Annotated in this window: 14 protein-coding genes; 8 read left to right on the top strand and 6 right to left on the bottom strand. The window is 24.4% G+C overall.

Going from position 1 to position 15,334, the window contains the following annotated elements; genetic code table 11:
- Positions 1-33: 33 nt before the first annotated feature.
- Genes AMN80_RS01925 through AMN80_RS01910 form a run of 4 tightly spaced genes read left to right on the top strand, consistent with a single transcriptional unit; the run spans position 34 to position 4,282 of the window.
- Positions 34-1,587, top strand: a complete 1,554-nt coding sequence (locus AMN80_RS01925) for a hypothetical protein (RefSeq protein ID WP_075520328.1) — start codon at positions 34-36, stop codon at positions 1,585-1,587.
- A gap of 32 nt (positions 1,588-1,619) precedes the next feature.
- Entirely contained in the window at positions 1,620-2,231 is a 612-nt protein-coding gene (gene hisH, locus AMN80_RS01920; protein ID WP_075520327.1) for an imidazole glycerol phosphate synthase subunit HisH, read from the top strand.
- A 34-nt stretch (positions 2,232-2,265) separates the two neighbouring features.
- On the top strand, positions 2,266-3,072 hold the full coding sequence (gene hisF / locus AMN80_RS01915) for an imidazole glycerol phosphate synthase subunit HisF (protein WP_075520326.1): 807 nt from the start codon (positions 2,266-2,268) through the stop codon (positions 3,070-3,072).
- Between the two features lies 1 nt (position 3,073).
- Positions 3,074-4,282, top strand: coding sequence for an N-acetyl sugar amidotransferase (locus AMN80_RS01910; protein WP_075520325.1), 1,209 nt, complete (start codon positions 3,074-3,076; stop codon positions 4,280-4,282).
- A 9-nt stretch (positions 4,283-4,291) separates the two neighbouring features.
- On the opposite strand, the gene AMN80_RS01905 is transcribed toward AMN80_RS01910, so the two are convergent.
- Positions 4,292-5,383: a glycosyltransferase family 4 protein gene (locus AMN80_RS01905; RefSeq protein ID WP_075520324.1), complete on the bottom strand. Its 1,092-nt coding sequence runs from the start codon at positions 5,381-5,383 to the stop codon at positions 4,292-4,294.
- Positions 5,380-6,306, bottom strand: a complete 927-nt coding sequence (locus tag AMN80_RS01900; protein WP_075520323.1) for a methyltransferase domain-containing protein — start codon at positions 6,304-6,306, stop codon at positions 5,380-5,382. The genes AMN80_RS01905 and AMN80_RS01900 overlap by 4 nt, the downstream gene beginning before the upstream one ends.
- A 108-nt stretch (positions 6,307-6,414) precedes the next feature.
- Here AMN80_RS01900 and AMN80_RS01895 point away from each other — a divergent pair, with 108 nt between their 5' ends.
- Positions 6,415-8,190: an ATP-binding cassette domain-containing protein gene (locus AMN80_RS01895; protein WP_075520322.1), complete on the top strand. Its 1,776-nt coding sequence runs from the start codon at positions 6,415-6,417 to the stop codon at positions 8,188-8,190.
- Between the two features lie 7 nt (positions 8,191-8,197).
- The gene (locus AMN80_RS01890; RefSeq protein ID WP_075520321.1) at positions 8,198-8,959 is read left to right on the top strand and encodes a hypothetical protein; all 762 of its coding nucleotides are present in this window, start codon (positions 8,198-8,200) and stop codon (positions 8,957-8,959) included.
- Here AMN80_RS01890 and asnB read toward each other — a convergent pair.
- Positions 8,951-10,792 (bottom strand): asparagine synthase (glutamine-hydrolyzing), encoded by a 1,842-nt coding sequence (gene asnB / locus AMN80_RS01885; RefSeq protein WP_075520320.1) that lies wholly within the window; start codon positions 10,790-10,792, stop codon positions 8,951-8,953. The genes AMN80_RS01890 and asnB overlap by 9 nt on opposite strands.
- A gap of 136 nt (positions 10,793-10,928) precedes the next feature.
- Here asnB and AMN80_RS01880 point away from each other — a divergent pair, with 136 nt between their 5' ends.
- Together AMN80_RS01880 and AMN80_RS01875 are read left to right on the top strand one after the other, a co-directional pair.
- Positions 10,929-11,444: a GNAT family N-acetyltransferase gene (locus tag AMN80_RS01880; protein ID WP_075520319.1), complete on the top strand. Its 516-nt coding sequence runs from the start codon at positions 10,929-10,931 to the stop codon at positions 11,442-11,444.
- Positions 11,444-12,436 (top strand): NAD-dependent epimerase/dehydratase family protein, encoded by a 993-nt coding sequence (locus AMN80_RS01875; RefSeq protein ID WP_075520318.1) that lies wholly within the window; start codon positions 11,444-11,446, stop codon positions 12,434-12,436. The genes AMN80_RS01880 and AMN80_RS01875 overlap by 1 nt, the downstream gene beginning before the upstream one ends.
- On the opposite strand, the gene AMN80_RS01870 is transcribed toward AMN80_RS01875, so the two are convergent.
- Genes AMN80_RS01870 through AMN80_RS01860 form a run of 3 tightly spaced genes read right to left on the bottom strand, consistent with a single transcriptional unit; the run spans position 12,433 to position 15,231 of the window.
- Complete coding sequence (locus tag AMN80_RS01870) at positions 12,433-13,650, bottom strand: glycosyltransferase (protein WP_075520317.1); 1,218 nt, start codon at positions 13,648-13,650, stop codon at positions 12,433-12,435. The genes AMN80_RS01875 and AMN80_RS01870 overlap by 4 nt on opposite strands.
- Positions 13,640-14,341 (bottom strand): SDR family oxidoreductase, encoded by a 702-nt coding sequence (locus AMN80_RS01865; RefSeq protein WP_075520316.1) that lies wholly within the window; start codon positions 14,339-14,341, stop codon positions 13,640-13,642. Before AMN80_RS01865 ends, AMN80_RS01870 begins: the two co-directional genes overlap by 11 nt.
- Positions 14,338-15,231, bottom strand: a complete 894-nt coding sequence (locus AMN80_RS01860) for a radical SAM/SPASM domain-containing protein (RefSeq protein WP_075520315.1) — start codon at positions 15,229-15,231, stop codon at positions 14,338-14,340. The genes AMN80_RS01865 and AMN80_RS01860 overlap by 4 nt, the downstream gene beginning before the upstream one ends.
- Between the last annotated feature and the right edge of the window lie 103 nt (positions 15,232-15,334).

Genomic DNA, 15,334 nt, shown 5'->3' with positions numbered 1-15,334 from the left:
TCTGGAAATTGAGAGAATAATAAAATTGTTAAAATGTTAAAAAAAAAATTTCTTATTAAAAATTACAACACAAAAGAAAGTTTGTTATTTGTAGACAGAGGCAGAGATGAAGCTGCTTGTTCAAATGCTTATGTTGCCGCAGCTGTGAATAGCAAACATAAAAAAAAAATTTATTTGTTAAGTAGATTCGAAAATCAAAATTTATTCGATGTATATAAAAAATTAGGGTTTAAAAATTTCATTGATGTAAGTTTAAAAAAAAATTTTTTCAATAATATGATATTAATAAAATCTTGTTTTATTTTATTAAAATGTTTAATAAATTTAAAAACTCGCAGTTTCTTCTGGTTTATTAATCATTTTAAGATAGATAAAGTCTTAATTGGAGATTTAGTTTATGATACTTATATAAATTCAAATTCGAATTATTTAAATCCAAAGATTGATTTCCTTTTTATAAGATTATTATTTTCAGCAATTTTTAAAACAATATTAATTAAAAAATATATTTTAAAATACAATGTTAAAATAATTATTACTGGAACTGAACATTATTCCTATTCAAGTGGATTAGCTATAAGAATTTCAACTTATCTAAAAGGGATCCGTAACTTTATGTGGAGGTCGCCAGGTATTGGAAGTTATATAGAAATAGTTGAATTAAATAAAAGGACAAAAGAAACAGGTTATAACAGTCTTCAAGATAAAGTTATAATTAAAAGATTTAAGAAATTCAGCATAAGCCAAAAAAAATTAAATAAATTTTATAACTTAAGGAAATTGAATAAGGTAAAAACAAATTTTTATACAATGAACTCTCATAGAGTAGCGAACAGTGGAAATGGCTCAAAATTTATAAATAAAATTAAAAAATTGAAGAAAATTTATCCAGGAAAAGTTTTATTGTTTGCTTCTCATAGATTAAGTGACACTGCACATATTTTAGGAATAACATATTCTTTTAGAGATTATTATGATCAATTTGAAAAAACTCTATCTTTTGCGTTTAATAATGATGACAATAATATTTGGATATTTCGAGCGCACCCATATTCAAATCTCGGAAAGGCTGTAGAAAGAAAACAACTAATCAGTCTTTTTAAAAAATATAGAAAAAAAAATATTTTCTTTTGTCCAGTGGGAGTACCTATAGATAGAATAAAAAATATCATTGATATCGTCGTTTCAGGTAGAGGAACTGTTGCTTTAGAATTTTTGTGTGAACAAAAGCCAGTCCTACTTGCAGGAATTCCCAGATACTTTCATCAAAAATTAGGTATAAATTATTTATCTGACAAAAAAAAATATTTTGAAACCTTATCAAATTTAAAAAAGATAAAAAAACCCTCATTAAAGAATAAATATTTAGCAAGAAAAATTCTATATTTTTACGAAAATGGTTTACATCCAAAATATAAAATTGATTTTAAAAAATTTAAAAGAGATAAAATAGCTAACAATATTTTTAATAAAACTATATCCTACAAAAAAAATAAAAATTTTGATTTTATTTATTATTTAGATACTGTTTTAAAAAATGATCTACATGATAGTATCTTTTACTTAAAAATAAGAGAAATTATCTAAAGTGATTGATTACAAAAATTTATTATAACAATATGAAAAAGGTTTGTATTATTGATTATGGATCTGGAAATGTTGCATCAGTTTTTAATGTAATTAATTTTCTAGGATATGATTGCAAAATTACGAATGATTTAAATTACATTCAAAATTCTTCACATATAATTTTGCCAGGTGTTGGCTCATACTCGGCAGCAATGAAAAAAATAAATGAGAAACTTTCTATAAGTGATTTAGAAAATGAAATTTTGATAAAAAAAAAACCTTTTTTAGGAATATGTGTTGGTATGCAAATACTTTCTACTTGCGGTTATGAGTTCGGAGAATGCAAAGGTTTAAATTGGATCTCAGGTGTTGTGAAAAAAGTTGATAATCCAAAATTACCCCATATAGGATGGAATAATATTCAAATTAAAAAAAAATCGGCTTTATTAAAAGATCTAGATAAAGATTATAATTTTTATTTTGTCAATAGCTATCATTTTATTCCTGAAAATGAAGAAGATATTATTTCACAAACAAATTACCAACAAAATTTTTGCTCGATAATCCAAAAAGAAAATATTTTTGGAGTTCAATTTCATCCTGAGAAAAGTCAAAAAGCTGGACAGTTGTTGATTAAGAATTTTTTAAATGTTAGTTTTTAGGTGACAAAAAAATTTATTTCTTATAGATAATGTAATGATTAAGAAAAGACTTATTCCCATTTTGCTTTTAAAAAATGGCTTTCTTGTTCAAAGTAAAAATTTTGAATATCACCATAATATCGGACATCCGCTCCAAGCAGTAAAAAGACTGAGTCAATGGTGCTCTGATGAATTAATATATTTAGATATTAGTAGAGATGATATTTATGATGTACACAGAGAAGATCATGGGTATGAAAATTTCGATGATTTTTTAAGTATTATTAAAGAGGTCTCTAAACTAACCTTCATGCCCATTACAGTAGGTGGCAAAATCAAAAATTTATATGACGTTGAAGAAAGATTTAAATTTGGCGCAGACAAGGTATGTCTTAATACAGCTCCTTTAGAAAATCCAAACTTAATTTCTCAAATAGCTAAAGAGTTTGGATCTCAAAGTATTGTTATTTCAATTGATGTAAAGTTAAATGGTAATAGGCACGAAATTTTCTATAAATTTGGAAAAAAAAAAGCAGAGTATGATTTATTTGAGTGGCTTAAGATTGTTGAGGATAAAGGGGCTGGGGAAATTTTAATAAACTCAATTGATAAAGATGGTAGTAAAAGTGGTTATGATATTTCACTGCTAGAAAATGTATCAAAAAATTGCAAAATACCTATCATAGCTTGTGGCGGTGCAGGTAAAAATGAAGATTTTTTAAAAGTGTTATCAAATACAAATGTAGATGCAGTAGCAGCAGCAAATTTTTTTCATCATTCAGACCTAAGTGTTTACAATGTAAAGAAATTTCTTTATGAGAACAATTCTAATGTCAGAAAACCAGATATTTTAAATATATAATATGAAATATTGTAAAGAATGTTTATATCCTAGTGTGAGTGTTTTGTTAAATATTCATGATGATGGAATTTGTTCTGGTTGTAGATCTCATAAATCTTTTTTGAAAAGTCCTGATGAATTTTGGAAAAAAAGAGAAAAAAAATTTCAAGAATTATTAAATGAATACAAAAATGAGAGTTATTATGATTGTATAGTTCCAGTAAGTGGTGGAAAAGATAGTTACTACCAGACTCATGTTATTTGTAAAAAATATAATTTAAAACCTCTATTAATAACTTACGATGGTAACAATTGGTTACCTGAAGGAGAATACAATAGAAACCAATTAAAAAATAAATTTGATATTGATCACATTATGTGGAGTCCGAGTGTTGATGTCTTAAAAAAATTGAATCGTCTCGCGTTTAGAAAAATTGGTGATATGAACTGGCATGATCATTGTGGAATAGTTACAGTACCGATTATAATGGCCGTCAAATTTAAAATACCTTTGATCATTTGGGGGGAAACAGAATGGGATATAGCAGGGATTTATGGGCCAGAGGATGTCGTAGAATTTAGTAATAGAAGCAGACATGAAAATTCCTTGAGAGGTTATGAATGGTATGATTTTATAAAAAATAATGAGGAAAAACTAACAGAAAAAGATTTTGCGTGGGCAAAGTATCCAAGTGATGAAGAAATACTTTCAGTGGGAGTAAGAGGTATATATATAGGTAATTTTTTTAAATGGGATGGGAAGCGTAATGCAGAATTAATGAAAGAAAAATATGATTGGAGAGCATCAAAAAAACCTTTTGAAAGAACCTATAGAAATTTTTCTAATTTAGACAATAGATATTCAAATGGTGTATCTGATTTATTAAAATTTGTAAAATTTGGATATGGTAGATGTACCGATCATGCTTCAAAAGATATTAGAAATAAACATATAAATAGAGACAAAGGCATAGAACTAGTAAAAAAACATGATCATGTTGTTTCAGCAGATCTTGAGCATTGGTTAGAATATGTAAATATGAGCAAGCAGTCATTTTGGGAAACGGCAGATAAATTTAGAGACCCTAGGGTTTGGACAATTAAAAATAAACAATGGTATAAAGATAATATTTGGGGAGAAGAGTCAGCTTATGGTGATGTATACTTAAATGATGAGCAAATAAATGAATTTAATGAAAAGAAAAAAAAATTACATAATAGAAAAATATAAGTTTAATTATCAGGATTTATAAAACTCAAAAGTTTCTTTTGCACATTTAGACCAAGAAAACTTTTTTAACTGAAGTATAGATTTGTTTTTAAATTCTTCTCTCATTTCAGATGAGATTAAGATCTTCTCAATTTTATTACAAATATCTTGAGGATCATCTGGGTCAAAATATATAGCTCCATCACCAGCAACTTCAGGCAATGATGAGTTATTACTACATGCAACGGGACATTCATATAAAAAACTTTCTAAGATTGGAAGTCCAAATCCCTCGTACTTTGTTGGATAAACAAAAAGTGATGCATATTTATAACATGAGTGTAATTTAGTATCATCTCCATCAATTTGAAAAATATTTTTTAATTCATATTTTTTGATTAAATCTTTTTCATAATTATCAAATTTACCACCTCCAAAAGCAATTAAATTGAAATTATTTTTTAAAGTTTTGGAAATAGAAATCGCTTTTAAAAGTTTGTCAAAATTTTTATATTTCCATCTTGTTCCAACATACAAGATGTATGGAAAATTGAAAATTTTATCTAAATTTATTTTTTTTTCTGGATAACCTAAATAAATAACACAAATTTTTTTTTCATCTATATCATAAAATCTTAACAGATCCTTCTTTGTATTTTTTGATATACATATAATTTTATCTGCAAAATTAAGAATTTTTTTTTTATGTGAAAATTTTTTTTCTTTATAAAAAGTGTTATTAAATTTTTCATTTATTAAATCAAAAATAGTTACTACCTTTTTAAACTTATTATCATTTCGAGAATAAGTATAGTTTTCGTAATAAGTTGTATGTAATACATCTGGCTTAAAATTTTCTATTTCTTCATTACACCTTCTATTATTTATTTTATGGAGAAGTTTTCTTAGAGAATTATATCTAATTAAATTTGAGTTAAATGGTATTTTGCTTCCAGTATCACTTAAACCACTATCGTCTAGTGCGTTGCTTAAGTGAAACTTTGATGAAATTTTAGTATCACAATTAATCTCTTGAAATTTCTTAACAAGATTAATGAAATAAACAGATGGTCCTCCGTTTATTTGATTAATAAATATTTTGTTATCAAATAAAATTTTCATTTTATATTTTTTAGAGAAGGTAAGAACAACTGAGTATCATTATTAAAAATTTTAATATTATTTATTTTTGGATATATTCTTAAATTATTTATTGAGTAAAAATATTCTTTGCAACTTTTCAATTTTGTCAAATCTAAAGGATCAACAAATTTCAGGTCTCTCTTTTTAGAAATATTTTTTTTTTTTATTATAAAAAGTGAAGACTTATTTTCATTATTTACATGATAATTTTTTTTAATAATTCGATAATTAATTTTTCTATCTTTTAATAATTTTTCAATTCCTCTAATATAATCTAGTTTTATCATTCTTTTTTTTTGTTTTTTTGAAGAAATTTCATAATGTGGCTCCATCAAAATAATTCCATGTCTTGAAACTCTAAATAATTCATCAAAAATTTTATCTTTGATTTTATTGTTTGGTTCTAATGAATGAATAGTAAAAATTAAATCAATTGAATTTTCTTTTAATGGAAGTTTATATTTAGAATTACAAAATATTTCAAATTTTTTAAAATCATTTTTACTTAATTTTTTCTTTAAATTGTTTGTACCTACTATCAATCTATTTAAGGATATGTCATTAGCGAAATATTTTACAATTTTTTTTTTTAGTTGATTAAAGACATAATACGAGGTCGTGAGTTCTCCACAACCGAAGTCTAAAATTGTTCTTGAATTTTTAAAATTAATTTTAATAGCGTCGATTAATGGATAATAAATATTTTTGATTTTTTTTTGTGAAAAGTGATTAAAATAGTCTATATAATCTCCAGATTGAATATCATAAGAAATTTTAACTACATCAGTTTTGTTGAATTTATTTTTGAAAAATTTTTGTATGTTTTTTTTAGCAGAATGCTTTTTTTTGGCTATTTTATATGTACTTATTAATTTTAGTATATTGTCATAATTAAAAAACATTTAAAAATCTAATAAAATAGTTAAAACGTATTTATACAAGTTATTCAATAAATGAGAATAAAAAAAACTTAATTTTAACATTATTTAGCTCTATTAACTTATTTTATCGTGTTTAAAAAATTTATAAATTTAAGAAATATTTTTGGGAATAGAAATTATTTCTCTCTTATTTCAGTTTTAGTTTTATCTGTTGTGAGTGGTTTTTTAGAATTAATTGGAATTAGTTTAATTGGTGTTTTTGCGATTTCTGTAAGCGATCCCACTATTGTTATAGAAAAAATTCCAATTCTTGAATTAAAATTTTTTTTGTATGAATTAGAAAAAATTGATTTAATTATTTTATTTTCAATTTCTATAATAGTTGTTTTTTTAATTAAGCATTTGCTGAGTTTCTTTATAAGTTTTTTGGAAATTAAAGTATCTAAAAAAATCTTGTTAAACATAAAAAAAAAAATTTTCACTTTCTTTTTAAATCAAAATTATGAATATTTTTTAAATAATAACAAATCTCATTTGATAAATTTAGTGTCTGGTCAAGCACAAAGCTTTATGGGATATATTTTTCAAGTTTTTTCTATAATTAAGGAATTAATAGTTATCGCCTTAATATTTTTTGGCATGATATACATAAATTGGAAAATAATTATATTTATTACATTAATATTAACTGTACTAACCTATACTTTTGGCAAGTTTTTTAAAAAAAAATTAAATAAAATTGGTGATAAATCCAGAATTCTTGAAAAAGTAGAAACTCAGTATCTAAATGAAACTTATCAAGGTATTAAATTTATAAAACTGGGATCTAAAGAAAATTTTTTTATTAATCTGCTAAGTAAAGTTGTGAAAGAAAAAAATCAATATGAGATTTACCATTTTTTAATTGGAAAATTGCCTAAAATATTTCTTGAGTTGGTAATATTACTTATTTTTACATCTTTAGTTATATTTTTGATAAGCATAAGTCAAAACGACCAAACCATATTTGGTGTAATTACTTTTTTAGCGTTTTCATCAGTAAGATTATTGCCGTCTTTTGTAACAATAAATAATTCTTATACAAACTTATCATTTTTTAGATCTCCATTTGAAATCATATACAGCATGATGATTAGTTTGAAAGACTATGAGCAAGATACTGTTAAAAAAGTACTCAATGAAAATATTAAAAAAATTACTTTTAAAAATGTAAATTTTAAATATGTTTCGTCTAATACTAATGTATTAAATAATATTGATTTTGAAGTTAATGAAAATGATTTTTTAGGCGTAATAGGTACTTCTGGTTCCGGAAAATCGACAATTCTTCATTTATTAAGTGGATTAATGGAGCCAACAAAAGGAAGGATAATTTTAAATGACCATGACAAAAATAATATAAATGAATTTAACTTAAATAATAAAATTTCATATGTTCCACAAGATAGTTTTATATTAGACTCGACTTTGGAAAATAACATTGCTTTCGCAGATCAAGTGCATGAAATTAATCAAAATAAAATAAATAAATGTCTAAGTTTTAGCAACCTATTAGATTTTGTTGATAATTTGCCAAAAAAAACAAAATCTATTTTGGGAGATGGTGGTTCGAAAATTTCACATGGTCAGAGACAAAGAATAGGTTTAGCAAGAGCAATTTATAATGATCCAAATGTTATAATTTTAGATGAAAGCTTAAATGCGCTAGATTACGATAATGAGAAAGAAATTCTTTCGAACATAAGTAAATTAAAAAATAAAATTTTGATTTTTGTTTCACATAGATTAGAAAGTTTAAAACGATGTAATAAGTTATTAATTTTGAGTAATGGTACCATTAAAGACTTTGGTGAAAAAGATTTGGTATTATCTAGAAATAAAGATTTAAATAAATATTTAAGCTAAATATTTTATGAATAAAGTGGAGTTTTTTGGGATTTCTGGGTCAGGAAAAACATCTTTTAAGGGAAACATTGAAAGTAAATTTAAAAAAAAAAGAATTAAAATATACTCGTATAAAGACGTAATAGAAAAATTCTTGCCTTTTAATGAAAGGAATATGTTTAATTACTTTTTATTAAGAGTATTTTTTTTATTTAGAAAAAAAAATTATAAAGATTTTTATCTCAAAAATAATCTTCCAAGTAAGGGAATTTATAAAAAATCTCTATTTCAAGGTTTTAAGGAAAAAATTTTCAAAATCTATGAAGAGAATATTGACGATATTTTCAAAAAAAACAAAGAGAAAAAATTTACAAAAATTACTTTGAATTTAATACGAAAAAGTAACTTTAGTCACCAAAACAAGTTAATTTTTAAAAGGTGGTTTAAAGAAGAAATTGTAGCAAATTATCTGATCAATAAGAACTTAAAAAAAATAAAATTTATAATTGATAGTGAGGGCTTTATTCAAAGATTATTTATTTATCTTTATAAAAAAAAAAATAAGAAACAAATTGCAAATTTATATTTAAGATATTGTCCAATGCCTTCTCTGCTTATAGTAATGGATGAAAAAATAAAAAAAAGAAAAGTATCTAGAAATAAAGAATTCAATATGGATCATAAGGAACTTCTCAAAATTTATAAAATTTCTCTTAAGATCTTGAATTATAAGAAAAAAACGAAAATTATTTATATAAATAATTTTAAATTTTCAGACTTATTAATTTAACTGAAAATTGTTATTTTTTTTATCTAAAAAAATATCGTACCACTTTTGAAACATTATAAGTCCCCACAATGATTTGTAACCGTAATTTTTTGTAAAAATGCCAAAATTTTCTTTATAATAACCTTTTTCTTCAAAAGATTTTAAAAATTTTTTTATAAAATCTATATTTAGTACGTTTTGAGATTTAATTTTATTTGGGGAAAATAAATTATTGTTTAATTCTCTAAAATCAAAATTTTGTTTTCTTGATTCAAGACCTATAAAACCTCTTTTTCTATTATTTATGTTCTGTTTTGGAATAATTTCTTTCATAGACTCTCTTAATAAATACTTAAAATCTTTTTTGCCTGTTCTTATCTTAGATGAAATAGAAAATATTAAGTTTGTAAATTCGTTATCTAAAAAAGGAGCTCTTGCCTCTATTTGATTTGCCATTGAAAATTTATTTACCATATTGCAATATTCATCTTGCAATTGAGTCTTTAAATCTAAGTACATTATTTTATCCCTTATATTTGTAAGATCATTTTTATCTATAATATCTTTCAAATATTTACTCGCAGAGGATTTTAATTCTTTGTTGATTAATTTTGATTTTAGATTTTCTGAAAAAAAATATTTTCTATTAAAAAATAAAGTATCAAAATGAAATTTGTTTCTTAATACTTTATAATGCGTTTTTTCTAATAATGTCCATCTCCCAAAATTTCCGAAAAGTTCATCACCACCTAATCCTGTTAATATTACACCGAAGTTTTTACCAGCCTCTTTAAGAACATGCCAAAGTGGTAATCCACCTCCATATGGTTCATCTAAATGATAAATCATTTTATCTAAATCTCTAAAATATTCTTCAGAACCTATAATCATTTCATTATGTTCAGTTTTAAAAATTTCTGAGGCTATCCTTGAGACATTAATTTCATTTAAGTCGCCTGGCTCATGACCATCAAAACCCATGGTAAAAGTAGTAACTTTATAATTATTTTTTGTGAGTAATCCGACTATTGATTGAGAATCCAATCCACCTGACAATCCACACGCAAGAGGCACATCGGATAAAGTCGCTCTTTTTACAGATTGCTCTAATGTGAATCTTATTTCTTCTGAGATATCTTTAATACTTTTAAAATTTGTATTTTTTATTGTTACATCCCACCATTTATTTATAGAAAATTTTTCTTTATTAATATCTATTTTAATAAAATGGCCTGCAGGAAGTTTTTTTACTTCATTAAGTATAGTTTCTGGTCCTGGCACCCATAATAAGCTTAAATATTTGTTTAAGCTTTCAAAATTTAATTCATTAGATATCTTACCAGTTGATAATAAAGCTTTTAATTCAGATGCAAATAAAAATTCATTTTTATTCCAACTGTAATAGAATGGTGCTAAGCCAAATCTATCTCTTGCACAAATAAGAGTTTTCTCGTGATTATCAAAAAAAGCAAAAGCGAAAGATCCATTTAACTTATCAAGTTTCTCAATTCCATAATTTATGATCATTTGTAGCAAGACTTCTGTATCAGAATTATTTGTAAAAAAATTTACATTTTTTTCTTCAAGATCTTTTCTTAGAGAAGGAGCGTTTAAAATAGTTCCATTAAATATAATAGTATATCTCCCATCCTTGGAAGTCATTGGTTGAATTCCTAACTCTAAATCTAAAATTGATAATCGACACATTACCAAACCTACTTGGTTAGATGAGTTGATATATGAGTTTGTACTATTAGGGCCACGATGAATTTGACTTTTGTTCATCTGATCAAGAATCAAGTTTATCTGATTTCTATTTGCTTCTTTTTTTAAAAAACCTGCAATTCCACACATCTACTATTTCAATTATAACAATGAATATATAAGTCAAATAATTTTTATGAATTAAATTTTTATATCTTTGTTTTTTCATGATTATTTCGTATAGATATTCATTAAGGAGTATCTCAAAAACCTTGTGAAAATAAAAATGCAAATAAAACTTGAGTCAAAAAAAACAAATGAACTTGATAGAAATACAATTTTAAATATATGTAGATTAAAGAATATCCATTGGAAATTTGGATATTCTAATCAGATTCACTGGTTCAATGAAAATATCAAAAAAAATGATATTCACAATTTGTGTTTTTTAAATAAAAACTTGATTGGTTACACGGCATTAAGACAAGGTTATTACTTTGTAAAAAAAAATAAAAAAAAAAATTTCTTATTATTTGATACTCTTATAGTAAACCCAAAATATCGAAAAAAAAAATTAGGTGATTTATTGATGAAATTTAATAATCTAATCATTCTAAGAGAAAAAAAACCTTCTTTTCTTGTTTGTAAAAATAAGTTGATCAAATTTTATAGATTAAATAATTGGAAAGTGATAGCTAGACAAAAATACAAAACTTTATATAAGTCTTTCAATTTAAAAGGTATGACTTTTCATTTTAATGAAAAAATAAAAAATAAAATTTATTTTAACTTAAGTAAATAATGAAAAAAAATATTGCTTTAATTACTGGGGGTTTAGGATTTATTGGATCTACATTAGCAAAAACCTTAATCAAAAGAAAAATAGCAAGTAATTGTATTTTGCTTGATAATTTTGGAAGCTTTATTAATCCTTTAAAAACTAATTACAATGATTATCGACAAAAAAGAATTATTTCAGATAAAAGATTTATTATAGAGAGGGGAGATGCAAGCAATAGTCAAATAGTTTTAAATTTATTAAAAAAGTATAAACCATCATTAGTTTATCATACAGCAGCTCTTCCTTTAGCTAAGATTGAAAATTTAAATGCAACAGAAGCTAGCATTGGCTCTATAGAGGCGACAAAGAATCTAATCGAAAATTTGAATTTTGTTAGATCGCTTACCAAAAATTATTCAATTAAAAGGTTTGTATATTTTTCATCAAGTATGATTTATGGAGATTTTAAAATAAAAAATATTCATGAAAATATTGAAGCAAATCCAAAAGAAATTTATGGGACTATGAAATACGCAGGGGAAATAATTACAAAAGGATTATGTAATTATTATAATATACCTTACACCACTATCAGACCATCAGCTGTTTATGGCCCTACTGATATGAATCAAAGGGTCAGTCAAATATTTATTGAAAAAGCGATTAAACAACAAAAAATTATTATTCAAGGAAAAGATGAAAAACTAGATTTCACTTATATTAAAGATTTAGTTAATGGTGTGATACTTGCATCAACTAAAAAAAATGGAATTAACAATACGTTCAATATTACAAATGGAAGAGGTAGATCATTATTAGAATTTGTAAAAATATTAAAAAAATATTTTCCAAAATTAAATTATGAAATAACACCAAGAGACAATTTTAGACCTAAAAGAGGAACACTATCAATTTTAAAAGCCTATAAATTGCTTGGATATAAACCTAAATATTCAATAGAAAAAGGTATAAAAGAATATTTAAGTTTTCTAAAAGAAATTAACTTTTATTAATCTTTATTTAAAATTTCTTGGTAAAGGTTAATATATTTTTGAATTAATTTTTTAGAATTAAAGTTTTTTTTTATTTTCTTTTCTGCTTCGATAGCAATATTTTTTGAAAATTGTTCATTCTCCAAAACCCAATTAATACCTTTAGCAATATCTTTACTATCTTTGTAATTTGCGCCATAACCACCAATTATCTTACTTTCACAGATATCTTCAATTGCAGTATCTTTGAAATAAACCACAGGTGTATTGCACAATAATGACTCAGCAACAGTTTTTGGAAAACCTTCTTGTAAAGATGTAGCCACAAACACATCAGCGATAGAGTATAGTTTTCTTTGAATTTTTATGTCATTGATGAAACCCAAATTGGTATACTCAATTCTTTTATTTTTAATTTTTTCTTGCTTCCAAAAGTTTCCAAAAAAAACAATTTGAAATTTTGATTTATCTAAATAATCAATTGAGTCTAAAAAATATTTAAATCCTTTATATTCTGCCTCTATATTTTGTGCACCATACAAAATAATCTTCTTATTTGGATTTAAATTAATTGTCTCATTATTTTCAGATTTATCCTCGAAAAAGTTATCTATATCAAATGAAGGATAAAAAGTTAAAATTTCGAAGTTTCTTAAGACAGTACTTTTTTCAGCCATTTTTCTCATCCAATTGCTATTAACAACAAAAGATATATTTTTATTAAAATATTTTAATTTTCTGTTCTGATTGAATGTAGATAAATCGTATTTAAAATTACTTTTTAATTGAGGGCAAGATTGGCAATTAGATGTAAATTTATTACACCCAAGTGTATAATGACAGCCTCCTGTAAATGGCCACATATCTCTGATAGTCCAAACAACAGGTTTTTTAATTTTTGGGATTGATGAAATATTAAAAAAACCGTTATTAATCCAATGTAAATGAACTATATCTGAGTTTTTGTATTTTTGATTATTAAAAAAATTATGACCAATTATCGATGAACTAAATGAAGCACTAATTCTTTTTGGATAAAGGATTTTTGGAAATTTTTCAAAAGTTTGTCTAAATTTTGCTTTTATTTTTTTTGTAAAAGACTCCTCTTCTTCATATAGAATATTTGAATCAATATAATTTCTTTTTAAATCTTTATTTAATAAATCTGCTCCTTTAAAAGCTCCAGAATTTTTATTTCCTCCAACCAAATGGATTATCTTTAATTTATTCTCCACCACTGATTGAAATAACTTGTCCTGTTATGTAAGAATTATCATTGATAAGAAAAAATATATATTTTGCAATCTCTTCAGCTTTTGCCATTCTTTTTATTGGTATAAGGTTTTTTCTGATTTTTTTATACTTTTTATGTATTCTTTTATGAATTTTTGTATCAGTTACTCCAATAATCAAACAATTTATCAAAACGTTTTTTTCTGCCCATACTTTGTAATCTCTAGGAATAAATTCATTAGCTTTTTTTGAGAGACTGTAACAGAATGTATTTTTTCCTCCACCAAATTTAGTACCAATGCTGGATGTAAGTAATATTCTTCCAAATTTTGATTTAATCATGAGTTTATGAATTTGTTTTAAAATTAATAAAGGTACTATTGTGTTTACTTTCAGAGCATTAATACATTCTTCCAAATCAAAATTAGTAAAACCCCTATTGTCTATATAGCCTGTAAGATTTACAAATCCATCAAAGTTTATGTTTTTAAGAAAATCAATTTTTTTATCAATATTCTCTGAACTATCTAAAAAATTTAATTGAATTAATTTAAGATTTTTATTAATTATTTTTTTTAAATTTCGAGACTGCGAATTAAAGTGAGCATAAACTTGCCAGTCTTGTTTTAAAAATAATTTTGTTACTTTAAAACCTATATCTGAACTAGCTCCTAAAATTAAAATTTTCCTCATTTGATTTCTTTATAGTTGTTCCACGCATTAGCATGTTTTTTCCCTATCAAAGTTCCACTTACATCACAATCACTACAAGGTGAAAAATTTCTGTTTGACCCATTTAGTTTTGACCTACTTTCAATCGATAACTTTGACAACCATATCTCTTTAAAAGAATTATTTTTAAGATTTCCAAGAATTCTTTTTTTACCCCAATCATGTGGACACATTAATACATCACCATTGTAATCTAAAAAAAATGTATAACTAGGATAGTAACATGGTTTTTTAAGTGTATTTTCTAGCTTTTTAATTTGAAACTCCGCATTTTCCATCATCCCTGCTCTGTTACTTAAGGTAATACCAAAATCCTCCTCTGGTGGAAGATATCGATGTCTAATAAAAAATTCGTTTTTCCTTAATCCAGCATCGTTACAAAGATTTTCAAACTTAGTAACGTCTTCTGGACCATCGTAGACACTAATTAATAATTTACTTAAACCGTTTTCAAATAACTTCTTTAATCTTGATAGATTTAGGACATCCCCATTAGTAACCATCTCAATATTTGATTCAGGTAAATTAATTCTACAAATATTTATTAGTTTAAAAATATTTTTATCCAATAAAGGTTCAACAAAACCAGAAAATCTAATAGTTCCCTTATAATAATAATTTTTTAACTCATTAACTAACTTTAAAATTAATTGATCATTAATAAATTCCTTCACATCTTTAAAATCTGGGGCACTTCTTGGACAGAAAGAACATTTTCTATTGCAGGTGCCAGACTCACTTATTTCTACCTCTGAGGGTAGAGGAATTGATGTTTTTGGAAAACATTGAAATAATTCATTACTTTTTTTTGATTTTTTTTCAATGTAAGGATCAATAAATTTTTTTTTCATCAAAATGTTTCAACTTGAAGATATTTAATTTTTGAATTTTTTTCCAATTCTTTATCTAAAGTGAATATCCTATCCTTATATCTATTTTTTAAAATTTGCATAA

It is taken from the genome of Candidatus Pelagibacter communis, from assembly GCF_001179985.1.
Taxonomy (GTDB): Bacteria; Pseudomonadota; Alphaproteobacteria; order Pelagibacterales; family Pelagibacteraceae; genus Pelagibacter; species Pelagibacter ubique_J.
The sequence above is the reverse complement of the archived record's forward strand: the minus strand, read 5'-3'. Positions and strand labels throughout refer to the sequence as shown.

Excerpts from the sequence above, each read along its gene's own strand:
- AMN80_RS01925 (WP_075520328.1), top strand. The coding sequence starts at position 34 with ATGTTAAAAAAAAAATTTCTTATTAAAAATTACAACACAAAAGAAAGT.
- hisH (WP_075520327.1), top strand. The coding sequence starts at position 1,620 with ATGAAAAAGGTTTGTATTATTGATTATGGATCTGGAAATGTTGCATCA.
- hisF (WP_075520326.1), top strand. The coding sequence starts at position 2,266 with ATGATTAAGAAAAGACTTATTCCCATTTTGCTTTTAAAAAATGGCTTT.
- AMN80_RS01910 (WP_075520325.1), top strand. The coding sequence starts at position 3,074 with ATGAAATATTGTAAAGAATGTTTATATCCTAGTGTGAGTGTTTTGTTA.
- AMN80_RS01905 (WP_075520324.1), bottom strand. The coding sequence starts at position 5,383 with ATGAAAATTTTATTTGATAACAAAATATTTATTAATCAAATAAACGGA.
- AMN80_RS01900 (WP_075520323.1), bottom strand. The coding sequence starts at position 6,306 with ATGTTTTTTAATTATGACAATATACTAAAATTAATAAGTACATATAAA.
- AMN80_RS01890 (WP_075520321.1), top strand. The coding sequence starts at position 8,198 with ATGAATAAAGTGGAGTTTTTTGGGATTTCTGGGTCAGGAAAAACATCT.
- asnB (WP_075520320.1), bottom strand. The coding sequence starts at position 10,792 with ATGTGTGGAATTGCAGGTTTTTTAAAAAAAGAAGCAAATAGAAATCAG.
- AMN80_RS01880 (WP_075520319.1), top strand. The coding sequence starts at position 10,929 with ATGCAAATAAAACTTGAGTCAAAAAAAACAAATGAACTTGATAGAAAT.
- AMN80_RS01875 (WP_075520318.1), top strand. The coding sequence starts at position 11,444 with ATGAAAAAAAATATTGCTTTAATTACTGGGGGTTTAGGATTTATTGGA.
- AMN80_RS01865 (WP_075520316.1), bottom strand. The coding sequence starts at position 14,341 with ATGAGGAAAATTTTAATTTTAGGAGCTAGTTCAGATATAGGTTTTAAA.
- AMN80_RS01860 (WP_075520315.1), bottom strand. The coding sequence starts at position 15,231 with ATGAAAAAAAAATTTATTGATCCTTACATTGAAAAAAAATCAAAAAAA.